Genomic DNA, 22,470 nt, shown 5'->3' on the forward strand with positions numbered 1-22,470 from the left:
CTATCGGCCGCTGGCCATCGACAGGATGTTTTCATGCGTTTCCTCGTTGCCCTTCCCCTGCTCCTGGGCGCTGCCCTCGCCCATGCCGATAACGGCGAACCCGTCGACTGCGCCAGCCTGCAGGCCCAGTTGCCATTGCCGCTGCTCCAGCAGACCTCCGGCCTGCCCCTGGCCTATGCCCGGCAGATCGCCGGCGGCTGCGCCTTCACTGATCGCGACACCGGCCAGCCGGCCAACTATCTGCTGGGCCTGTCGGCGGGCTACGAGAACGGTGGCAGGGCGCTGCCCAAGCTGCGGCGACAGGTGCAATCGCTCAGCGAGCAACTGGAGTGCAAGGCCATCGACGGCCTCGGCGAAGGCGCCAGTGCCTGCAGCAAGCCCTTGCTGGGCACCCAGGTGTTCTTTATCAAGCGCGACCGCATCCATACGGTGACGGCGTCGAGTCCGCTGGAATACGAGAAACCCGAACTGGCGGCCAAGCTGCGCCAGGCCGCTCTGGCGACTGCCAAGGCTTGGTCGCAACGGCTGTAGCGCACGACCTAGTGGCCGCGCCGATTGAGGTCTTCGGAATAGAGATCGTCTTCCAGCTCGTTGCCGGGAATGGCGTGCTCTTCCGCCGCCCAGGCCCCCAGGTCGATCAGTTTGCAGCGGTCGGAACAGAAGGGCCGATTGGCGCTCTTTTCGCTCCATTCCACGGGTGCGCCGCAGGTGGGGCAGTCCACGGTGAGAGTGCTCATGCTTGGCCTCCGTCAAGGGTCAGATAAAAGGAATGCAGGCGCTCCACCTCGGTGTGGAGCGTGGCGAGATCGCCGTCGTTGCAGATGACGTCATCCGCCTTGGCCAGCCGCTCGGCACGCGACAGCTGGGCCGCCAGGATGGCTCGTACCTGAGCCTCGTCCACCCCGTCACGGCGCATGGCTCGCTCAAGCTGGAGCGCTTCCGGCGCGTCTATCACCAACCCGCGGCGGACCAGTGCCCGTTGCCCGGATTCGAACAGCAGCGGCGACACCAGGATGGCATAGGGCGACGCGGCCCGGGCCAGGGCCGCCAGGATTTCCTGGCGAATCAGGGGGTGCAGCAGGGCTTCGAGCCAGCGCCGCTGGGCCGGATCGGCAAAGATCGCCGCCCGTAGCGCCGCCCGGTTCAGGCTGCCGTCCGGCTGCAAGACAGCCGGCGAAAAATGCCTGGCGATCTCGGCCAGCGCCGGTCGTCCCGGCTCGACCACCCAACGAGCGGCCTGGTCGGCGTCGACACAGGTGATGCCCAACTGGGCGAAATGCTCGGCAGCGGCGCTCTTGCCACTGCCGATGCCCCCGGTCAGGCCGAGGGTCCAGGCAGAAGTCATCGGAATCCGGCGAAATTCAGGTACAGGCCGGTTATTTGATCACCCCAGAGCAAGGCAATCCACCCCGCCACGGCCAGATAGGGACCGAAGGGCAAGGGCGTACTGGTTTCCGCCCGCCGCAACCGCAGGGTGATGACGCCCAGGATGGCGCCCACCAGCGACGACAGCAGGATGGTCAGCGGCAGGATCTGCCAACCGCCCCAGGCGCCGAGCAGGGCCAGCAGCTTGAAGTCGCCATAGCCCATGCCTTCCTTGCCGGTCACCAGGCGGAACAACTGAAATACCAGCCAGAGACTCAGATAGCCCGCCACCGCCCCCCAGACGGCATCGCCGAGGGTGGTGAACAGGCCAAACTGATTGGCGATCAGGCCCAGCCACAGCAACGGCAGAACGATCACGTCCGGCAACAGCTGATGATCGGCATCGATCAGACTGGCCGCCAGCAGCCCCCAGGTCAGCAGCAGAAAGGCTCCACCCTGCCAGGTCACGCCTAGGTGCCAGATGACCCAAGCCGACAGCAGTCCACAGGCCAACTCCACCAGCGGATAGCGCAGGCTGATCGTCGCCTGGCAGCCCTTGCAACGACCGCGCAGGAGCAGATAACTCAGCACCGGCACATTTTCCCAAGGCCGCACGGCACGCTGGCAATGGGGGCAGCGGGAAGCGGGTCGCGCCAGGTTGAAAGGCGCCACTTCCGGCTCGGCCGGCAGCTCCAGCACCTCACGCGCCTCCGCCTGCCAGTCGCGTCTCAGCATCACCGGCAGGCGATAGACCACCACATTGAGAAAGCTGCCCACCAGCAGCCCCAGGATCAGCGCGCACAGCGTCGCGGCCAGCGGCGCGCCGGCCAAGAACTCCAGCAGCGCCATCAGACCACCGAGCCGAGCTGGAAGATGGGCAGGTACATGGCAATGATCAGACCACCCACCAAGACCCCCAGAACCGCCATGATCATCGGCTCCATCAGGGTGGTGAGGTTGTCGACCATGTTGTCGACCTCGTCTTCATAGAAGGTCGCGACCTTGGACAGCATCTCGTCCAGGGAACCGGACTCCTCGCCGATGGCCGTCATCTGGATGGCCATGGACGAGAACACCCCGGTGGTACGCATGGAGAAGTTGAGCTGCATGCCGGTGGAGACATCGCCCTTGATCTTCTCCACGGCATTGCGGAACACCACGTTGCCGGTCGCACCCGCCACCGAGTCGAGAGCATCCACCAGCGGCACACCGGCCGCGAAGGTGGTGGCCAGCGTGCGGGCATAACGGGCAATGGCCGATTTATAGAGAATGGAGCCGATCAACGGGATTTTCAGCAGTCCACGGTCGACCGCGTCGCGGAACTTCTCCGATTTCTTATAGAAATGCCGCAGGACGAAAGCCAATACGAAGAGCCCGCCCAGTACCAGCAACCACCATTCCTGCAAGACCTCGGAAATGGCGATGACCATGAGCGTGAACGCCGGCAACTGAGCACCGAAACCCTCGAACACCGACTGGAACTGAGGCACTACCTTGATCAACAGAATGGCCGAGACGATCACCGCAACGACGATCACCGCCGCCGGATAGGTCATGGCCTTCTTGATCTTCTTTTTCAGCGCCTCGGTCTTTTCCTTGTAAGTGGCCACTCGATCCAGCAAGGTCTCCAGGGCACCGGATTGCTCGCCAGCGTCCACCAGGTTGCAATAGAGATCGTCGAAGTATTGGGGTTGCTTGCGCAGGGAGTTGGCCAGACTGTTACCCGCGGCGACATCCTGTTTGATGTCGTCCACCATCTTGCGCATGTTGGGATTGTCGAAGCCTTCGCCAATGATGTCGAAGGCCTGCAGCAGGGGCACACCTGCGCTCATCATGGTCGCCAGCTGCCGGGTGAACAGGGCGATATCCATGGGCTTGATCTTCTTGCCCTTGCCGAATAGCGACACCGATTTCTTGCGCACCCGGGTCGGGTTGATCCCCTGCTTACGCAACTGCGCCTTGATCAACGCAGGATTCAAGCCCGTCATCTCACCCTTCACCTTGGTCCCTTTGCGATCGGTCCCCTCCCAGGTGAAGCTGCCCATCTTGATAGCTTTATCGGCCATGGCCTTGACTCGTCAAAGACTCGGCCCGCCTTGGCGGACCTGTCAAAAGAATGCTCTGTGCAGAGCGGGTTGTGGCTTTAGAGGCAAGCATCGCGCCATATGCCGGAGTTGCCCTGTGATGCTGAGGCCTTATGCGCGGTCAACAACCGCCGCTCTGATCAAGTACCCTCTCCCTCTGGGAGAGGGCTAGGGTGAGGGAAAACCATCAGTCCTTGGTCACCCGATTGATCTCTTCCAGACTGGTAATCCCCTGCATCGCCTTCACCAGTCCCGACCGCCGCAGATCATTGAAGCCCTCTTTCCGCATCCGCGCCGCAATCTCGATGGAGTTGCCCTCCTCCATGATCATCTGCTGCAGCGCCGGGGTGACCTTCACTACCTCATAGATACCCACGCGTCCGCGATAACCGGCATTGCAGTCCTCGCAGCCAATAGGTTGGTAGAGAGTAAAGCTACCAACCTCTTCCTCGCGAAATCCTTCGGCCAAGAGAGCCTCACGCGGCACTTCATGGACTCGCTTGCACTTGTTGCACAGCTTGCGCGCCAGCCGCTGGGCGATGATGAGGTTGACCGAGGTTGCCAGGTTGAAGGCGGGCACCCCCATGTTCCGCAGACGCGTCAAGGTTTCCGCCGCGCTGTTGGTGTGGAGGGTCGACATCACCATGTGACCGGTCTGGGCTGCCTTGATGGCGATCTCCGCCGTTTCCAGATCCCGAATCTCACCGACCATGATCACGTCAGGATCCTGACGCAGGAAGGCCCGCAGCGCCTGGGAGAAGTCGAGTCCTTGACGAGGATTGACGTTGACCTGGTTGATGCCTTCCAGGTTGATCTCCACCGGATCCTCGGCAGTGGAAATATTGATGTCTTCGGTATTGAGGATATTGAGACCGGTATAGAGGGAGACCGTCTTGCCCGAACCGGTCGGCCCGGTCACCAGGATCATTCCCTGTGGCTGCTTGAGCGCCTGCAGGTAAAGCTCTTTCTGCACATCCTCGTAGCCCAGGGCATCGATCCCCATCTGGGCACTGGAGGAATCCAGAATCCGCATCACAATCTTCTCGCCCCAAAGGGTGGGCAAGGTGTTGACGCGGAAGTCGATGGACTTGGTTTTGGATACCTTCAGCTTGACCCGACCATCCTGGGGTTTGCGCCGCTCGGAGATATCCATATTGGACATCACCTTGAGCCGCGCCGAGATCCGTGACACCAGTTGTACCGGCGGCCGCGCCGCCTCGTGGAGGACGCCGTCAGTGCGGAAGCGCACCCGGTACATCTTTTCATAGGGCTCGAAGTGCAGGTCGGACGACCCCTTCTTGATGGCATCGAGCAGCATCTTGTTGACGAACTTCACCACGGGCGCATCGTCGGCGTCGGTACCGGCTACGGCTTCCTGCGGCCGCTCGCCGCCATCGGCTTCCAGATCAAGATCGATATCGCCTAGGTCTAGGCCACCCGTGCCGGTGTCCAGATATCGCTCAATGGCTTGGTGCAGCTTGTCGTCCTCGACCAGCACAACCTCGACGGCTAGCTTGCTGCCAAAGGACACATCATTGATGGCCTGCTGGTTGGTAGGATCGGAAAGCGCGATGAAAAGCTTGTTGCCTCTTTTGCTCAAAGGCAGGAAGTGATGCTGCTGCATCAGCTTCTCGTTGACGATGTCCTTGGGTAGCTGCTCCTTGTCGATAGCCGCGAGATCAAGAAAGGGCACGCCGAACTCTTGAGCAGCCAATTCGGCCAGAGGCCGGCTCTGCACCAGCCGCTGCTGAACGAGATAGGTCACCAGCGGCACCTTGGCCTGCTTGGCCTTGACCACCGCCTGCTGGGCCGCCGCTTCCGCCAGCAACTGCGCATCCACCAACTGCCGCGCCAGCCCTGACAGCATCACCGTCTCGTTCATCGTCTTTCCTACCTGTGGCTACAGCAGGCGTTATAGCACCCACCGAGGCGCCCGCAAAATGGCGCCAGACAGCTGACATTTTTTGTCATCACCTGCCCCTTTGTTGACACCCATCGCGAAGAAAACGTGCTGCAGTCGCCATTTTTCTTTGGCACGGCCTATGCTTAAGTCCTGACAGGCACGTTGGCCTGATCCAACCTCGGAGATTTAGAATGAGAACTCAAAAAGGTTTTACCCTGATCGAACTGATGATCGTTGTCGCGATCATTGGTATTTTGGCGGCAGTTGCTATTCCTGCTTACCAAGATTACACCGTGCGAGCCCGAATTTCTGAGGGATTGACCCTAGCCTCTCCTGCAAAACTTACTGTAGTTGAAAATGCTAATGCTGGCTCTGCTGCTCTTGGCACTGGCTATACTCCACCGGCAGAAACAGCAAACGTAAAAGGCATTGCAATAACAGACACTTCAGGTGTAATCAAAATTACCTACCAACCTAAAGCACAAAGCGTCGTGCTAACTCTTACTCCAAAATCTGCTGGAAATGCTCTTGAAGCAGGAAAGGTACCGACAGATGCAATTCAGTGGGCATGCACTGTAGACAAAGATACAAATGCCAAGTATGTACCTTCTGAGTGCCGTTCTACTGGCGCCACCACTCCTGCAGCTGCTGCTGGCAATAGCTAAATAAACAGATGCGGCACTAAGATGAGCCGAATGAGGCTCATCTTAGTTTAAAAAAATTAACTTCTAACGTCATACTTCCCTATAATTCAAACGTCTTCACGGCATCCCCTTCCCCCCAAACGCCCCTACCACCGTCCCCGTACTAAAACTCGCATCCTCTTCCGCCAGCGCCACATAGAGCCCCGCCAACTCCGCCGGCTGCCCTGCCCTACCTAGCGGCGTGTCCTGCCCAAACGCCTTCATCTGCCCTTCCAATTGCCCGCCAGCCACCTGCAGCGGTGTCCATACCGGACCCGGTGCCACGGCGTTGACGCGGATGCCCTTCTTCGCCAGTTGTTTGGCCATGCCCTTGGTGAGATTGAGGATGGCGGCTTTAGTCGAGGCGTAATCGATCAGCTCTTCACCAGGATCGTAGGAATTCACCGAGACGGTATTGATGATGCTGGCGCCCGGCGGCAGGTGCGGGATGGCGGCCTTGCTGAAGCGGAAGACGTGATAGACGTTGGTCTTGAAGGTCCGGTCGAATTGCTCGTCGGTTATTTCAAGGATGTCGGCCTTGCTCTGCTGGTAGGCCGCGTTGTTCACCAAGAGATCCAGGCCACCGAGTTGCTGGATGGCCTTGCTCACGACCTCTTCGCAAGCCTCCTGGGTACGGATATCGGCCGGCAGGGTGATGGCCTTGCGCCCGGCCTCCTGGATCAGCTTGACCACTTCCTGGGCGTCGGATTCTTCGGAGGGGTGATAGTTGATGGCCACATCTGCCCCCTCGCGAGCGAAGGCGATGGCCACGGCGCGACCGATGCCGCTGTCGCCGCCGGTGATGAGGGCCTTGCGCCCGGCCAGGCGACCCGCGCCGTGATAGCTGGTCTCGCCATGATCGGGGCGCGGCTCCATCCTGCTGGTCAGCGCCGGCCACTCCTGGCGCTGCTCCTTGAAGGGCTCGCGGGTGTACTTGGTGCGCGGGTCCTGTAGCGGCTTGGCGGGACGGGTCGCGCTGCTGCCTTCCTGGGCGACGGCAGCGCCTGAAGCCGCAGCGGCTAGCCCCGCGGCGGAGCCGACGAGGACATTACGACGGGTGAGGGAGTAATCGGTCATCGTGGCTCTCCGCATGGGCAGCTATCAGCTTGCAGTATGGGTGGGGCGAAGCTGCGGCAAGGCTGGATCCGCGAAGAATTAGGTATGACGACTTCGGCAAAGGTTTCCCAGATAGACTTCGTTCCTGACCACTGACATCTACTCCCAAAAATCGCGTCAGGTCGCGAGACATTGGCGGATCGCAAAATCCGGGGCAGGCAGCAGTGCGACACATCGCCACAGGCCGTCGCACGGGGGCAGCGACCAGGCTTGCATAGCAGATAACCGAAGTCTTATCATTGAAAGCTTCGTGCCGGTGTAGCTCAGTTGGTAGAGCAGCGCATTCGTAATGCGAAGGTCGTAGGTTCGACTCCTATCTCCGGCACCATCCTTCCGCGTCGTCTTCTCCTTATCTTTCCAAAGCCTTCAAGGCTTTAGCCGCCTTGGGCCGCGCCTTCCTGGGTCGCTTGCCAGTTGCTCCCCCTGCCTTCGAGCAGCCCGTTACCTGCTCCGAGAACTGGCGACTCCGCAACCCTCGACTACTCTTACCCAGCGCATGACAGTGCCTTACCCCGCCTGTTTTCGGCTTTCTCGACGACCGACAACACCTGAACAGCGGCTGACCAAAGGGTCGAATATCCAGCCCCTCTGTGGCACCATACCGCGCTGCGAAATCCCGCAATTTCTGCAATCCATCAGCCTGCCGCACGGATGCCTGTCCGTTGCGGAGCATGAGGCTGGCGACAGGCACGTTGAGAGAATAACCACGATGAGCCGCTCTACTGAGGTCGTGAGATGAAACTAACGAAGTATCTAAAACCAACCGGTTGGCTTCTGGCCGGTGCCGCCGCGCTGCTGCTCAGCGGGTGCGACGCCGTGCTGCTGGATCCGAAAGGCTCCATCGGCGTGCAAGAACGCAACCTCATCTACACAGCGTTCGGCCTCATGCTGATCGTGGTGATCCCGGTCATCGTGATGACCTTCCTGTTCGCCTGGAAGTACCGCGCGACCAACAAGGACGCCAAGTACACCCCGAACTGGGCTCACTCCTACAAGATCGAAGCCGTGGTCTGGCTGGTCCCCCTGGCCATCGTGGTGTTCCTGAGCATCCTGAACTGGAAGACCTCCCACGAGTTGGATCCTTTCAAGCCGCTGGATCATCCCGAGCAGCCGCTGGTGATCGAAGCGGTCTCGATGGACTGGAAATGGCTGTTCATCTATCCCGAGCAGGGCATCGCCTCGGTGAACGAGATCGCCATCCCGGTCAATCGTCCGGTGCAGTTCAAGATCACCTCCGAGTCGGTCATGAACACCCTGTCCATCCCGGCCCTGGGCGGCATGATCTACGCCATGTCCGGCATGCAGAGCCAGTTGCACCTGATCGCCGATCATCCCGGCGAATTCGAAGGTCGCTCGGCCAACTACAGCGGCGCCGGCTTCTCCGACATGATCTTCGCCGTACACGCGGTACCCACCGCCGGTGATTTCGACGCCTGGGTCAACAAGGTCAAGCAGTCGGGTGGCAAGACCCTGGACCAGGCGAGCTACACCGAGCTGGCCAAGCCCAGCGAGAAGCAGCCGGTCGCCTACTACTCGACGGTCGAGCCGGATCTGTTCAGAACGGTCATCAAGAAGTTCATGAAGTCCGACTTCAGCAAGCAGACCGATCACGTGATGGACATGAGCCAGCACGGCGGTCAACACGGTACCGAGGAATAAGTCATGTTCGGTAAATTAACTCTCGCGGATATTCCGTATCACGAGCCGATCATTCTCGTGACGTTCGTCGTGGTCGCCCTGGGTGGCCTGGCGCTCATCGGGGCACTCAGCTACTTCGGCAAGTGGGGCTACCTCTGGAAAGAGTGGCTGACCACCGTCGACCACAAGAAGATCGGCGTGATGTACTTCATCGTCGCCCTGATCATGCTGCTCCGTGGCTTCTCCGATGCCATCCTGATGCGTAGCCAGCAGGCCATCGCCTCCGGCGGCGCCGAGGGCTACCTGCCACCCCATCACTACGACCAGATCTTCACCGCCCACGGCGTGATCATGATCTTCTTCGTGGCGATGCCCTTCGTGGCCGGCCTGATGAACGTGGTGACACCGCTGCAGATCGGTGCCCGCGACGTGGCCTTCCCCTTCCTGAACTCGCTGAGCTTCTGGCTGTTCGTGGCCGGCGCCGTGCTGATCATGATGTCGTTGTTCGTGGGCGAGTTCGCCGCGACCGGCTGGGTGGCCTATCCGCCGCTGTCAGGCATCCAGTACAGTCCAGGCGTAGGGATGGACTACTACATCTGGGCGCTTCAGCTCTCCGGTATCGGTACGACCCTGACCGGCGTCAACTTCTTCGTGACCGTGCTGAAGATGCGCACCAAGGGCATGACCCTGATGCGCATGCCGATCTTCACCTGGACCTCCTGGTGTACGGCCATCCTGATCATGGCGGCCTTCCCGATCCTGACCGTGACCCTGGCACTGCTGACCCTGGACCGTTACCTGGGCTTCCACTTCTTCACCGCGGAAGCTGGCGGCAACCAGATGATGTACACCAACCTGATCTGGGCCTGGGGCCACCCCGAGGTATACATCCTGATCCTGCCGGCCTTCGGCGTGTTCTCGGAAGTGACCTCCACCTTCAGCAAGAAGCGTCTGTTCGGCTACGTCTCGATGGTCTGGGCCACGGTAGCCATTACTGTGCTGTCCTTCATCGTCTGGCTGCACCACTTCTTCACCATGGGCTCGGGCGCTAACGTCAACGCCTTCTTCGGCATCGCGACCATGATCATTGCGATCCCGACGGGTGTGAAGATTTTCACCTGGCTGTTCACCATGTACCAGGGTCGCATCCAGTTCACCTCGCCGATGCTCTGGACCCTGGGCTTCATCGTGACCTTCAGCATCGGCGGCATGACCGGCGTCCTGCTGGCGGTACCGGGTGCCGACTTCGTGCTGCACAACAGCCTGTTCCTGATCGCTCACTTCCACAACGTGATCATCGGCGGCGCCGTGTTCGGCTACTTCGCCGGCATGATCTACTGGTTCCCGAAGGTCTTCGGCTTCAAGCTGAACGAGAAGCTGAACAAGCAGGCCTTCTGGTGCTGGCTGATCGGTTTCTATGTCGCCTTCATGCCGCTGTACATGCTGGGCTTCATGGGTATGACCCGTCGTCTGAACCACTACGACAACCCCGACTGGCACCCCTTCCTGGTGACCGCCGCCATCGGCGCCGGCATCATCGCCCTCGGCATCCTGAGCCAACTGTGGATGTTCTACGTCAGTATCCGCGATCGCAATCTGCCGGAGAACGTGGACGTGACGGGCGATCCGTGGGATGGCCGTACCCTGGAATGGTCGACCTCCTCGCCGCCGCCCTTCTACAACTTCGCCGAAGTACCGGAAGTGCACGACATCGACGCCTACTGGGGCATGAAGGAAAAAGGCATCACCGAGAAGAAGGATGCGGACTATAAGCAGATCCACATGCCGCGCAATACCGCTGCTGGCATCGTGATCAGCCTGTTCGCCCTGGCGCTTGGCTTCGCTCTGATCTGGCACATCTGGTGGCTGGCCATCGCTAGCTTCGTGGGTTCGATCGTCGCCTTCGTTATCCGTAGCTACGACGAAGACACCGATTACTACGTACCGGCGGAAGAAGTGGCGCGCATTGAAAACGCACGCATTCAGTCCCTGGCGAAATTGAAGCAGGCCTAACCAATGGCGAATCAAGTTATGCATAACGAAGTCGCCCATGCCGAGGAGCATGGGCACCACGACGCGGGATCCTTGACCACTTTCGGTTTCTGGTCCTACCTGATGACCGACTGCATCCTGTTCGGAACCCTGTTCGCGACCTATGCAGTGCTGAGCAACGCCTATGCGGGCGGCCCGACCCATCACGACATCGTGCAACTGCCGTTCGTGCTGGTCGAAACCTTCCTGCTGCTGTTCTCCAGTATCACCTACGGTTTCGCCATGATCGCCCAGCACAAGGGCAGCAAGGGCGGCGTCCTGGGGTGGCTGGCGGTCACCTGGCTGTTCGGTGCCGGCTTCATCGGCATGGAGCTCTATGAGTTCAACCACCTGATCCATGAGGGCTGGGGTCCGGATCGCAGTGCCTTCCTGTCGTCGTTCTTCGCGCTGGTCGGCACCCACGGTCTGCACGTGAGCTCGGGTCTGATCTGGATGATCGTGTTGATGCTGCAGATCTCTTCCAAGGGTCTGACCACCACCAACGTGACCCGCCTGTCGTGCCTGAGCCTGTTCTGGCACTTCCTGGACATCATCTGGATCTTCGTCTTCACCATCGTCTATCTGATGGGGGTTCTGTAATGGCGCACGATCATAATGCCCACGGGCATACCGCCGAGAGCCATGGCACTTTCAAGAGCTACATGGTCGGCTTCATCCTGTCGGTCATCCTGACGGTCATTCCCTTCGGCCTGGTGATGTTCCCCACCTTCTCCAAGGGCGCGACCCTGGCGATCGTGGTGATCATGGCGGTGATACAGCTGCTGGTGCACCTGTACTTCTTCCTGCACCTGAACACCTCCGAAGAGCAGCGTTGGAACGTGATCTCCTTTGGTTTCACCGTGGTCATCGTCGGTATCTTGGTCGTGGGATCCCTGTGGATCATGTACCACATGCACCACAACATGATGATCCACTGAACCGGGCCGACGTGATGATCAAGAAGTACCTTCTCGTGACCAAGCCGGGCATCATCTTCGGCAACCTGATCTCGGTTGCCGGCGGGTTCTTCCTGGCTTCCAAAGGGAGCATCGACCCGCTGTTGCTGCTGGCGACGGCTATCGGGGTGTCGTTGGTCATTGCTTCCGGCTGTGTGTTCAACAACGTGATCGATATGGACATCGATCAGAAGATGGAAAGAACCCGCAATCGTGCCCTGGTACAGGGCACGATCTCCTCGAAGGTGGCGCTGGCCTATGCCACCCTCCTCGGCCTGGCCGGGGTGGGGCTGCTGTACGTGGCGACCAATCTGGTCGCCACCGCCTTCGCGGTGATGGGTTTCGTGGTATACGTGGGGCTTTACAGCCTCTGGCTCAAGCGCACCTCGGTCCACGGTACCCTGGTCGGCAGCCTGTCCGGTGCCGCTCCGCCGGTGATCGGCTACTGCGCCGCCAGCGGCCAGTTCGACAGCGGCGCCGCGGTGCTGCTGCTGATCTTCTGCCTCTGGCAGATGCCACACTCCTACGCTATCGCCATCTTCCGTCTCAAGGACTACACCGCGGCCTCGATTCCGGTGCTGCCAGTGGCCAAGGGTATCTCGGTGACCAAGCGTCACATCGTCTGGTACACCGTAGCCTTCCTGGCCGCCACCCTGCTGTTGACCGTGCTTGGCTATGCCGGCTATGTCTACCTGGCGGTGGCCGCCGTGATCGGTGCCTGGTGGCTGCGCCTGGCCTTCATGGGCTATCAGGCCGAGAACGACGTGCAGTGGGCACGCAAGCTGTTTGGGTTCTCCATCATCGCCATCACCGCCCTGAGCGTGATGATGTCGGTGGACTTCCAGATCCCGGGCGACGTGCTGCTGACCTACGCGCGTTGAGACGCACCGTTCCATGAAAAAGCCCGGCCTAGTGCCGGGCTTTTTCATGAGTTCTCGATTCCTAAGGATCGGGATAGTCCTGATTGGTGATGACACGCCAGGTCTGGCGGCGGCTAGGACTTAAATTACCGCCTTTTCCATCTCTGGGCGGCGTATCGCTGCCATAGATCGCGGAATCGGCCAAGGTGCCCTCCATGCTGAAGGTGCCATCGCCATAGACGAAGGGCACGATCCCTCCCAGCAAACCATCCATCTGGAAGCGCCCATAGACCGTATCCAGTCCAAGGTTGAACAGCCCCCTGTTGCTGCCACCGGTATAGGGATCCACAGCATAGAGGTAGGTGGTGACACCAGCGGTACAGGCGTCGGTGCTGGGTATCAAAGAGCTCATCAACAGCGCGCCGCTGAACAGCTGGGGCTTATTGATCACCAACTCGCCGTTCAGCGGCAGATTGAGGTACCAGCCCTGTTTGCCGTTAGCAGCCGTGACAGGGTCATAGTTCACCGCCGTGGTGGAAACGGTGTTCGCGGTGCTGCTGGCACTGGAACCGGCGGAGCTGGTATAGCTGATGCGTTGATCGGTACCCAGGGTCTGCTGCTGGAGATTGGCCGTAGTCAGTAGCGGCGTACTGCCCGCTGGCGAACCATCGGTCTGCCGATCCCAGATACCGTAGAGGGTCATGGCCTTGCTGGTATTGGCGATGGCATCGTTGACCTCGAGGTACTTGCCAGTTCCGAACAGCACCAGGTGCCCCGTGCCACTGGGGTGGGTAACCGCCAACGGACTGGCGGTGATCGGCTGGACCAGGTTGGTAGTGCCTGGTGCCAGGCTGCTGGCCCGAGCGGTGTACAGCGGTCGACCGCCAAAGGCCACACGAAAATTGTCCCTGGTCGCAGACGCGGTCAAGGAAGTGCCTATCAGATCGAAGCGCCAAAGATTTCCGCGCAGATCACCGGCATAGGCGTAATCGGCGATCAAATCGCCATCGACGTCAGCCACGAAGGGTGAACCCAGCCCGTTAGGCGTGGCGAGATTGTCGCTAGCAGGCAACGCCTTCACCAGGCTACCGTCAGCGAGGTTCATCACGTACAGCACGGCATTGTCCTGAGCGCTGTTGTAGCCGTTGCTCACCACCACGCCCCAACTGCCCGTGTGCAAGCGCGTAATGACCGGCTGGCCATAGGTGAAGCCCAGGTCTTTGTAATCGGGATCGGCTGCGGACTTTTCCCACAGCAGTACCGGGACATTGGGATTGGTGATGTCCAGGGCGAAGATGCTCTGCCCTCCCCCCCTCAACGTCCCGATCAAAACCGTACGCCAGGCACCACCAAGGTAGGCCTCACCTATCACCGGCGTGTTATCGACATAGGATTGATGTCCGCCGCCGGTATAACTGCGCTCGGTAAGCCGGGTGAGATTACCAATGACCGCGCTGGGAACGAAGGCATAGACCTCCTGCCCTTGATCGTTGAAGGCATGCAGCATGCCGTCGTTGGCGCCGACGTAAATACGGCGCTCACGAGCGAGGTTGGCGGTGCGAAAGGTGGCATAGGAATTGTCACCGACCATGGCATTCATCAAGGCGATGGGACTGCTGGGCATGTCTACTACCGCCGGCGAGGAATTCACGATATCCCCCAGAACATGGTTACGCGGTCGGAACGAGGGCGTCGCATTCGGCGCTTCCAGACTGCGATCTCCACGCAGATAGTCCACACGGCGACTGCCGTAGGTATCGGTAGCGCCGCCCGATGTTCGATTGAGGCTGATCTGTTGATCAACGTTCAGATTGGCCCAGGCAAAATCAATCAGCGTGCCGCCCTTGGCCATATAGATCTTTCGAGCGGCAAAAGCGGTATTGCCCGCGACAAACCGGCTATCGAGCTGCTGAGCCGCACTCCAGATGCGGGTCTTGGTCGTGGCAGTGCGTTGATACTTGATGACATCCCCGCTCCAGTCGGTACTGGAAAAGGAGGGCTCATAGGTATAGAGCGAGGTGGTATCTCCCACCTGGGTTGGGGATAGGGTCTGGCTGGCGCCGACACTGGTGGATTGATTGATCCGGGTGATCACCTTGCCGAGGGAGCTGATGAGATCGCTAGCGTTTTCGGCACTGAAGAACTCACCCCGGGAATTGATCGCCGCGTGCCAGAGATCATAGACGTTGTTCTGATTGACCGAATTGTCCGCGCCGGACACTGGCCAGCGCGTGGTACCGGCCGCCAACCCGGAATAGCCTCCGGAAAAGGTGTCCCCGCCCCAGGCCGGATTGACCAGGGCGCTGCTCAGTCCGATACCGACATAGAAGCCGGTCAGGTGCTGCCAGGTGGCGGGGTCATTGCGCGGATTCCAATAGGGCGAAAGGGTCCGACTGCCCTGCTTCTCGTCGCTGGTGGTGGTGTTATAGGGAGGCACCTTGTTATCGAGATTGGGCTGGGCATCGGTACGCCAATAGAGAAAGGCAAGATCCGCCAGGGTATTGGCCGTGGTGTCCTGAAACGGCGCCTGTGGGGAATACTGCTGGCCATCCGGCAAGGTAGCAGCGCTACCATCCACGTTGCTCGAAGCGAAAGCCGCATTCCAGATACCGTCGGTCACCACCAGGCTGTAGCTGGCCCGACAGCCATAGACCGGCGCTTCGCTGTTGCCAGGTTGGAAGGCATAGGGACTTTCACTGCCTGTGGTCTTGAGCAACTCGCCGACACGGGCGACCGCCTGCAGCAAGGGCGTACTCTGGTTGTAGTAGACGTCGCCCAGCCAGGTGAAAAAGGCGGCCCGGTGCGCCCCGGTGAAGGGCCTCAGCCGGTTGTCATAGGTCGTGGAACTGGAGTTGCTAATGCCGCGGCAGTTGGCATTGGCGGTTACCAGAATGCAGCTGTCACTGGTGCCCAATGCCTGCCAGCCAAGCCGGATATTCTCCGAGGCGTCCGCCAGCGCCAGATTGGTCGACGTCTGCGCAGCCAGCGCTCGGCTACGATAGAAGGAATACCAGTTGGCGAAGTTCTGCCGCTCGTCCGTGCCATTGGGCCCCGAGGTAGCGCTGACGAATGCCCTTCGATAACAACCGTCGTTGTCCTTGTTGACCGGCACGCACGCATTGAGGCTGGTGTCGTAAAGATAATAGTAGGCCGGTGTACTGGTAACTGTGTTGGCAACCGTTGCGGTAATCGTATAAGAAAGTGAAGAAACGAGGATGCCGCTTAGCGGACCGCCGTAGACGATGTTTCTAGTGCAGGTCACGGCACTGTAAGCAGGATCGGCAATGGTCGCCGAACAGCCTCTGGCGGGTGTCAGAATGCTCTGCAGGATCGAAGGGTCCGTGATATTCACGGAAACGCCATTAATGGTCTCGGTGAAACTGTCGGCGAACAAGATACTAGTCGCCGTCAGATTCGTCCGAACCGAACTGGTACCCCGATAGGTTCCGGCGTTGAAATCTAGACTAGGATTTTCCGCCAGGACGCTGGCACTGTTGTTTTGCAATCCGGGAAGATCATAGGTTGTCCCGCGCGCGACATTGGGATCGGTTGTGACGATGTTCGGGTTGTAACCCCAGCTCACCCGGTAGTCGCTCGCCAGATTCACGCTACCCAAGCTAGGGCGAAAGCCATTGACGTAGGCGCTAGTAAAACTGGTGGCCAGGCGGGTACGAACCAGCCCTCCGGAGTTGCTATAGCTCACGGCATAAGGCGCTGGATAGGTAATGGCCGGGTTGTAATACAGGCTGTTGAAGGCCGCTGATTTGGCGCGCCTTGTAGGCCTGATTTCCTTGGTATTGGACGCATCCGGCACCACCGCCATCTGCATGCTGGTGGAGTTGTCCAGGGTGACGAACAGATTGGGACCGATGCTGTTGGTCAGGAACAGCGGCTGCTGGCTGAGATTCAGCGCCGCGGCTTGAGCGGCTGGCGCAGCGAAGGTCAGGAGCAGGGTCAGCGCCCCAAGGCCTGATACGGCTCGACTCATGGCACCTCCAGGGCGACGACGCTCTGCAGGATCACCGGGAAGCGCCGGCCTCGATCCTGGGCGACGGCGGTGATGCGGAACAGGTTGGTGGCCGGTGCAGACACATCGACCGAGCTACTCCCCATGGCGGTCACCACCCAGCGCGGCGTCTGGCTGAAAGAAGCGCTGCCATCGGAGCCGCGATAGGCGACCGTACGGGTTGTGGGCGCACTTCCAGTCACCTGCAAGGCGGTGGCCGCCCAGGTCTGGGTCAGGATACTGGTGCTGAGATCACTGGCCTTGGTCAGGATGCAAAGATCACCGGTCTGTGCCTTGGCGAACGCGCTCCGCACGGCTGGCACGCTTTCCGTGCAGCTGGCAAAACCGGCGCTGAAGGCAGTGAAGGAAGGCTGTTGACTGAGAGCGACCAGGCGGCGCTCCCCCTCCCGTAGCGCTGCCTCCGCCGCATTGAAGGCCTGGGTGTTTTCCAGCGCCGCGCCACCACTGCGGGCCTGCAGCAAGGTCTGACGCATGCTCGAGGCGGCCAATAGCGAAAGCAGCAGCAACATCACCAGGGCGATCAACAAGGTCGCACCCCGCTGCCCAGGACGGCGGTAGGCTTTCATAGCGCGAGATTCCTCAGCATGACGGTGCTCTGCAGCATCTGCATTGGTCGACTCGCGTCATCGATCTGCCGGCCCGTCAGCGTCTTCCAATTGGCGGCGGCGTTACTGGCGACATCGCTCGTGAGTGCCTCGGTGGTGCTGAGCAGCGCCGCATAGCGCACCGCCGCGCTGCTGGCCTTCTGCACATCGGATTTCAACGGGATAGACCAGCGAAAATCTTGCAGCCCCTGCACCAGCACCGCGCTGCCCTTGCGTGTCAGAGCCCCGGACTGCTCGCTCCAAACGGTGCAGCTCAAGGTACCGGCACCGGGTGTCGCGCCGGCGGTATAACGCAGCTTGAGCAGGACATTGCCGCCGACATTGAGATTGACCCGGGGAATGACGTTGCCCAGGCAATCCAGGTCCTTGTTGTCCAGCGCACCTTGATAGCGGATGCAGACGCCGGTAGGCGCGTCGACATTGTCCGTAGTGGCAGCGAAGGTGACGCCCGCGTCAAAGGCGGGACAGCTGACACCATCGTTGTCCGCTACGGCATTGATGGCGGGAAACGCCGACGACAAGGTGCTCTGATTGCGAATGTTGGCGCGGAACCCGGTTCTCGCCAGTTGCCGATCAAGCACCTGCAAGGTCAACTGGGCATTGTTGCGATTGCCGGTCTGGCCTTGCTGGAAGAGAAAACTGCGCTTGTTGTTGATATAGATCTGCGACACGCCCAGCACCAGGAAGGTACCCACGGTCAGGGCGATCATCATCTCGATGAGTGAAAAACCCTTCTGTCCACGCGACATGATGAGCATGGCCTACAGCTCCGAGCGCAAGGCGTAGTAGCAGACGCCCTTGGGACAATTCAGCGAATCGTTGCTGACGTCCTGCCAGGCCACCACAACCATTACCGGTGCCACCGCCGTGGTCTCGCAGGCCTTGAGTGGCGTGGTGTTGCCGGTGGTATCGCTGGCGGGCAACGGTGGTACACCGGATGCCGGACAGACCGCGAAACTGCTGGCGATCAAGGCATCCGTCACCGGCAGCAAGGCCTTCACCTGATTCAACCAGCACCCCAGATCCTGTCCCGCTACCGTGTCACCTCCCGCAGAGCGATCCCGGGTCAGGCAGGTCTTGCCGGCATCGAGCGCCCTGATACGAAAATTGGTCCCCGGTTGCTTGATATAGGCCCCGTCGATCTTGACCTTGTCACTGGCCACCACCTGATCGCGATTGCTGCGCATCAGTTCGAGCAGGTCGTTGGCCAATACCATGGCATTGCTGCGCTGCACCGAATCCTGGGACAGCGCCACGCTGCGGGTCTGCAGGGCCACCATGCCCAGCACGCCGATGCAGATGATCACCAGACTGACCAGCACCTCGATCATGCTGAACCCCCCTTGCCAGCGCTTCATCTAGCTGCACCCCACGGCGCTGGCACGGTTAGGCACATAGTCGCTCACAGTCAGCACCCCGCCCTGACTGAGGGTGAATTGCTTGCCCTGGGTGAGCGCATTGGTAGCGCAGACGCGAATGGTGGCTTCACCGCTGAGTTTCAGGCTGCCATTGGGTTGGAAGGTCAGACTGGTGAGGGGGGTACCGCCCATGGATCCGGTTCCGTTGACACCGTTACCCAGTCCCCCGCTGTACTGCCGCAACACTTCGGCAGTGGGCAGCACCACCGTCTTGGCCGTGGTGATCCTCAGCGCGCCCATCCAGCCGTTGGCATCCTCCGGATCGGTGATGACGACGACATTTACACCGCGACTCATGGCTTCACTGCGCGCGTAATAGAGCGCGCGCTGTAATTCTCCCGCTGCCGCCTGGACGCGGTTGCTCTGGACCAAACCGGCGAAGCCCGGCGCCGCCAGTGCCGTGACGATGCCCAGCAGCGCCACGACGATCAAGACCTCGATAAGCGTGAAGCCCGAGAGGCGTTTCGACTGCATTCCCGCCGCCTGAAAACCCGTTACTTCACCTGATAGTAGTAAGGCCTCAGACGGTCGCTATGACCGGCTATCGCCTTGATAGGCGCGGGACGCAGCCTGGATGACGGCGTTTGCCAGAGATGAGCGGAATAGAGCGCGACGTGATGGAAGCGAGGCAGGCCAACCTAGGCGCGACTTTTTCACGGTACCCCTATGGAAGCAGAAGGATGTCGAGCGCGCGCCTTGTCTGGCGTACTGGCGGGATCAGCCCCTTGCCAGCACAAATTGGATCTCGAAGGAAAAAGTAATGCACCAAAACGCAAAAACCCTCCTTGCGGAGGGTTCCTGGTAAATGGTGGGTCGTGCAGGATTCGAACCTGCGACCAATTGGTTAAAAGCCAACTGCTCTACCAACTGAGCTAACGACCCAAATATGGTCGGGGTAGGGGGATTCGAACTCCCGACATCCTGCTCCCAAAGCAGGCGCGCTACCGGGCTGCGCTATACCCCGAGAATGGAAGTGGCTCCGCGACCTGGACTCGAACCAGGGACCCAATGATTAACAGTCATTTGCTCTACCGACTGAGCTATCGCGGAATTTCGATCTTCCAACCCCTCTTACGTCAGTGCCTTTCGAGCTTTGCCGTAAGTGAGGTGCGCCATTTTACGGAAGTAGAAACAGACGTCAACACCTAGCCTGCTGTTTTTTCACAAATTTATGCGGAAAGCCGGGCAACCCTGAGGTCACCCGGTCTTTTCCTAGGCGAAGACGATCTCGTCGCCCTCTACGCTGCCGTGGATCCGCGTGTTTGGCGCGAAGGCACCCGACAGGATGCGCTGCGCCAGGGGGTTCTCGATCCAGCGTTGGATGGCCCGCTTGAGCGGACGCGCACCATAGACCGGGTCGTAACCCACGGCGACCAGCTTGTCCAAGGCCTCCGGCGTCAGCTCGAGTTGCAGATCGCGCTCAGCCAGGCGCTGCCGCAGGTGCTGCAGCTGGATCTCGGCGATCCCCGCGATCTGTTCGCGACCCAGGGGTTCGAACACCACCACCTCGTCGATACGGTTGATGAACTCGGGGCGGAAATGACTGGCCACCGCATCCATCACCGCGGCGCGTTGGGCATCGGGATCGCCCACCAGTTCCTGGATCTGTGCCGAGCCCAGATTCGAGGTCATGACAATCACCGCATTGCGGAAGTCCACGGTACGCCCCTGGCTGTCGGTCAGGCGCCCATCGTCGAGCACCTGCAGGAGAATGTTGAAGACGTCCGGATGAGCCTTCTCCACTTCGTCCAGCAGGACCACCGAATAGGGTTTGCGCCGCACGGCCTCGGTCAGATAGCCGCCCTCCTCGTAACCGACGTAGCCGGGCGGTGCGCCGATCAGGCGAGCCACGGAGTGCTTCTCCATGAATTCGGACATGTCGATGCGCACCATGGCGTCCTCGGTGTCGAAGAGGAATTCCGCCAGCGACTTGCACAGCTCGGTCTTGCCAACCCCGGTCGGGCCGAGGAAGAGGAAGGACCCGCTGGGCTTGTTGGGATCCGACAACCCGGCCCGCGAGCGGCGCACGGCATTGGCCACGGCGGTGACCGCCTCGTCCTGACCGATCACCCGGTTGTGCAGGGCCTCTTCCATGCGCAAGAGCTTGTCGCGCTCGCCTTCGAGCATCTTGCTCACCGGAATGCCGGTCCACTTGGAAACCACCTCGGCGATCTCGTCTTCGGTGACCTTGTTGCGCAGGAGCTGGTTGGCCGGCTTCTCGTGCTGGTCGACCATCTGCAGACTGCGCTCCAGATCGGGAATGGTGCCGTACTGCAGCTCGGCCATGCGATTGAGGTCACCCTTGCGGCGAGCAGCCTCCAGCTCGGTGCGGGCCTGTTCGATGCGCTGCTGCAACTGGGCGGAATCCTGGACCTCGGCCTTCTCGGCCTTCCAGATTTCCTCCAGATCGGCGTACTCCTGTTCGAGGCGGGCGATGTCCTCGTCGAGCTTTTCCAGTCGCTTGCGCGCCGCCTCGTCTTCTTCCTTCTTCAGCGCCTGGCGTTCTACCTTGAGCTGGATCAGCCGGCGATCCAGGCGATCCAGGGCTTCGGGCTTGGAGTCGATCTCCATGCGGATACGGCTGGCCGCCTCGTCGATCAGGTCGATGGCCTTGTCCGGCAATTGGCGATCGGTGATGTAGCGATGGGACAGCTTGGCCGCGGCGATGATGGCGCCGTCGGTGATGGCTACCTTGTGGTGCACCTCGTAGCGCTCCTTGAGGCCACGCAGGATGGCGATGGTGTCCTCTTCGCTCGGCTCGTCCACCAGCACCTTCTGGAAGCGCCGCTCCAGGGCCGCGTCCTTTTCGATGAACTGGCGGTACTCGTCGAGGGTGGTGGCGCCCACGCAATGCAGCTCGCCGCGGGCCAGGGCTGGCTTGAGCATGTTGCCGGCATCCATGGCGCCTTCGGCCTTGCCGGCGCCGACCATGGTGTGCAGCTCATCGATGAACAGGATGATGCGCCCTTCCTGTTTGCTCAGTTCGTTGAGCACGCCTTTAAGGCGCTCCTCGAATTCGCCGCGGAACTTGGCGCCAGCGATCAGGGCGCCCATGTCCAGGGCGAGCAGACGCTTGTCCTTGAGGCCGTCGGGCACCTCGCCGTTGATGATGCGCTGGGCCAGGCCTTCGGCGATGGCGGTCTTGCCGACGCCGGGTTCGCCGATCAGCACCGGGTTGTTCTTGGTGCGGCGCTGCAGGACCTGGATGGTGCGGCGGATCTCGTCGTCCCGGCCGATCACCGGGTCGAGCTTGCCGTCTTCGGCGCGCTTGGTGAGATCGACGGTGAACTTGTCCAGCGCCTTGCGGCTGTCTTCGGCATTGGGGTCATTGACCGCTTCGCCGCCGCGCAGGTTGTTGATGGCGTTCTCCAGCGCCTTGCGCGAAACGCCCTGCCCCAGCAGCAACTTGCCGAGACGGGTGTTTTCGTCCATGGCGGCGAGCAGGACCAGTTCGCTGGAGATGAACTGGTCACCCTTCTGCTGGGCCAGGCGATCGGCCTGGTTGAGCAGGCGCGCCAGGTCCTGGGACAGGTTCACGTCGCCGGTGGGATTCTGGATCTTGGGTAGCTTGTCCAGCTCTTCGCCGAGGGTCTTGCGCAGGCTGGCAAGGTCGAAGCCGACCTGGCGCAGCAGCGGGGAAATGGAGCCACCCTGCTGGTCGAGCAAGGCGGAAAACAGGTGCAGCGGCTCGATGGCCGGATGGTCGTGGCCGACGGCCAGGGACTGGGCATCCGCCAGGGCGAGCTGCAGTTTGCTGGTGAAACGGTCTATACGCATGGGCAAG

Annotated in this window: 19 protein-coding genes and 4 tRNA genes; 8 read left to right on the forward strand and 15 right to left on the reverse strand. The window is 60.7% G+C overall.

Going from position 1 to position 22,470, the window contains the following annotated elements; genetic code table 11:
- Positions 1 to 33: 33 nt before the first annotated feature.
- Complete coding sequence (locus AX284_RS02910) at positions 34 to 531, forward strand: hypothetical protein (protein WP_068383484.1); 498 nt, start codon at positions 34 to 36, stop codon at positions 529 to 531.
- Between the two features lie 8 nt (positions 532 to 539).
- On the opposite strand, the gene yacG is transcribed toward AX284_RS02910, so the two are convergent.
- From yacG to pilB, 5 genes are all read right to left on the reverse strand, one after another.
- Positions 540 to 737, reverse strand: coding sequence for a DNA gyrase inhibitor YacG (gene yacG, locus AX284_RS02915; RefSeq protein WP_007160931.1), 198 nt, complete (start codon positions 735 to 737; stop codon positions 540 to 542).
- Positions 734 to 1,345: a dephospho-CoA kinase gene (gene coaE / locus AX284_RS02920; protein ID WP_068383488.1), complete on the reverse strand. Its 612-nt coding sequence runs from the start codon at positions 1,343 to 1,345 to the stop codon at positions 734 to 736. The genes yacG and coaE overlap by 4 nt, the downstream gene beginning before the upstream one ends.
- The gene (locus AX284_RS02925) at positions 1,342 to 2,214 is read right to left on the reverse strand and encodes a prepilin peptidase (RefSeq protein ID WP_068383490.1); all 873 of its coding nucleotides are present in this window, start codon (positions 2,212 to 2,214) and stop codon (positions 1,342 to 1,344) included. Before AX284_RS02925 ends, coaE begins: the two co-directional genes overlap by 4 nt.
- Positions 2,214 to 3,431 (reverse strand): type II secretion system F family protein, encoded by a 1,218-nt coding sequence (locus AX284_RS02930; RefSeq protein WP_027600839.1) that lies wholly within the window; start codon positions 3,429 to 3,431, stop codon positions 2,214 to 2,216. The genes AX284_RS02925 and AX284_RS02930 overlap by 1 nt, the downstream gene beginning before the upstream one ends.
- A gap of 205 nt (positions 3,432 to 3,636) precedes the next feature.
- Positions 3,637 to 5,331, reverse strand: coding sequence for a type IV-A pilus assembly ATPase PilB (pilB, locus tag AX284_RS02935; protein ID WP_068383492.1), 1,695 nt, complete (start codon positions 5,329 to 5,331; stop codon positions 3,637 to 3,639).
- Between the two features lie 212 nt (positions 5,332 to 5,543).
- Here pilB and AX284_RS11660 point away from each other — a divergent pair, with 212 nt between their 5' ends.
- A complete protein-coding gene (locus AX284_RS11660; protein WP_082731496.1) occupies positions 5,544 to 6,017 on the forward strand; it encodes a pilin in 474 nt (157 codons plus the stop codon).
- A 96-nt stretch (positions 6,018 to 6,113) separates the two neighbouring features.
- On the opposite strand, the gene AX284_RS02940 is transcribed toward AX284_RS11660, so the two are convergent.
- The gene (locus tag AX284_RS02940) at positions 6,114 to 7,112 is read right to left on the reverse strand and encodes an SDR family oxidoreductase (RefSeq protein ID WP_068383493.1); all 999 of its coding nucleotides are present in this window, start codon (positions 7,110 to 7,112) and stop codon (positions 6,114 to 6,116) included.
- Positions 7,113 to 7,403: 291 nt separating this feature from the next.
- On the opposite strand from AX284_RS02940, the gene AX284_RS02945 reads away from it, so the two are divergent.
- From AX284_RS02945 to cyoE, 6 genes are all read left to right on the forward strand, one after another.
- Positions 7,404 to 7,479 (forward strand) — tRNA-Thr (locus tag AX284_RS02945).
- Between the two features lie 407 nt (positions 7,480 to 7,886).
- On the forward strand, positions 7,887 to 8,810 hold the full coding sequence (gene cyoA / locus AX284_RS02950) for a ubiquinol oxidase subunit II (protein WP_017640824.1): 924 nt from the start codon (positions 7,887 to 7,889) through the stop codon (positions 8,808 to 8,810).
- 3 nt (positions 8,811 to 8,813) lie between these two features.
- Positions 8,814 to 10,802 (forward strand): cytochrome o ubiquinol oxidase subunit I, encoded by a 1,989-nt coding sequence (gene cyoB, locus AX284_RS02955; RefSeq protein ID WP_017640825.1) that lies wholly within the window; start codon positions 8,814 to 8,816, stop codon positions 10,800 to 10,802.
- 3 nt (positions 10,803 to 10,805) lie between these two features.
- Positions 10,806 to 11,420 carry a cytochrome o ubiquinol oxidase subunit III gene (locus AX284_RS02960; RefSeq protein ID WP_064307850.1) on the forward strand — a complete coding sequence of 205 codons (615 nt, stop codon included), beginning with the start codon at positions 10,806 to 10,808 and terminating at the stop codon, positions 11,418 to 11,420.
- On the forward strand, positions 11,420 to 11,758 hold the full coding sequence (gene cyoD / locus AX284_RS02965; RefSeq protein ID WP_026083817.1) for a cytochrome o ubiquinol oxidase subunit IV: 339 nt from the start codon (positions 11,420 to 11,422) through the stop codon (positions 11,756 to 11,758). The genes AX284_RS02960 and cyoD overlap by 1 nt, the downstream gene beginning before the upstream one ends.
- An 11-nt stretch (positions 11,759 to 11,769) precedes the next feature.
- Positions 11,770 to 12,657, forward strand: coding sequence for a heme o synthase (gene cyoE, locus AX284_RS02970; RefSeq protein ID WP_201785582.1), 888 nt, complete (start codon positions 11,770 to 11,772; stop codon positions 12,655 to 12,657).
- A 61-nt stretch (positions 12,658 to 12,718) separates the two neighbouring features.
- Here the strand turns inward: cyoE and AX284_RS11930 are convergent, their stop codons facing one another.
- The 9 genes from AX284_RS11930 to clpB all read right to left on the reverse strand — a co-directional run bounded on the left by AX284_RS11930 (position 12,719) and on the right by clpB (position 22,463).
- Positions 12,719 to 16,624 (reverse strand): pilus assembly protein, encoded by a 3,906-nt coding sequence (locus AX284_RS11930; RefSeq protein WP_236712134.1) that lies wholly within the window; start codon positions 16,622 to 16,624, stop codon positions 12,719 to 12,721.
- Positions 16,621 to 17,229, reverse strand: coding sequence for a pilus assembly PilX family protein (locus AX284_RS02980; protein ID WP_068383494.1), 609 nt, complete (start codon positions 17,227 to 17,229; stop codon positions 16,621 to 16,623). Before AX284_RS02980 ends, AX284_RS11930 begins: the two co-directional genes overlap by 4 nt.
- A complete protein-coding gene (locus AX284_RS02985) occupies positions 17,226 to 18,026 on the reverse strand; it encodes a PilW family protein (protein WP_068383498.1) in 801 nt (266 codons plus the stop codon). The genes AX284_RS02980 and AX284_RS02985 overlap by 4 nt, the downstream gene beginning before the upstream one ends.
- A 3-nt stretch (positions 18,027 to 18,029) precedes the next feature.
- Positions 18,030 to 18,626: a type IV pilus modification protein PilV gene (gene pilV, locus AX284_RS02990; protein WP_068383499.1), complete on the reverse strand. Its 597-nt coding sequence runs from the start codon at positions 18,624 to 18,626 to the stop codon at positions 18,030 to 18,032.
- A complete protein-coding gene (locus AX284_RS02995) occupies positions 18,627 to 19,160 on the reverse strand; it encodes a GspH/FimT family pseudopilin (RefSeq protein ID WP_068383500.1) in 534 nt (177 codons plus the stop codon). It abuts the gene before it with no gap.
- A gap of 332 nt (positions 19,161 to 19,492) precedes the next feature.
- Positions 19,493 to 19,568: transfer RNA gene (locus AX284_RS03000), tRNA-Lys, on the reverse strand.
- A gap of 5 nt (positions 19,569 to 19,573) precedes the next feature.
- A tRNA-Pro gene (locus tag AX284_RS03005) sits at positions 19,574 to 19,650 on the reverse strand.
- A gap of 10 nt (positions 19,651 to 19,660) precedes the next feature.
- Positions 19,661 to 19,736: transfer RNA gene (locus AX284_RS03010), tRNA-Asn, on the reverse strand.
- Between the two features lie 162 nt (positions 19,737 to 19,898).
- Positions 19,899 to 22,463, reverse strand: coding sequence for an ATP-dependent chaperone ClpB (gene clpB, locus AX284_RS03015; RefSeq protein ID WP_068383502.1), 2,565 nt, complete (start codon positions 22,461 to 22,463; stop codon positions 19,899 to 19,901).
- Between the last annotated feature and the right edge of the window lie 7 nt (positions 22,464 to 22,470).

The organism is Pseudomonas sp. HUK17 (assembly GCF_001566765.1).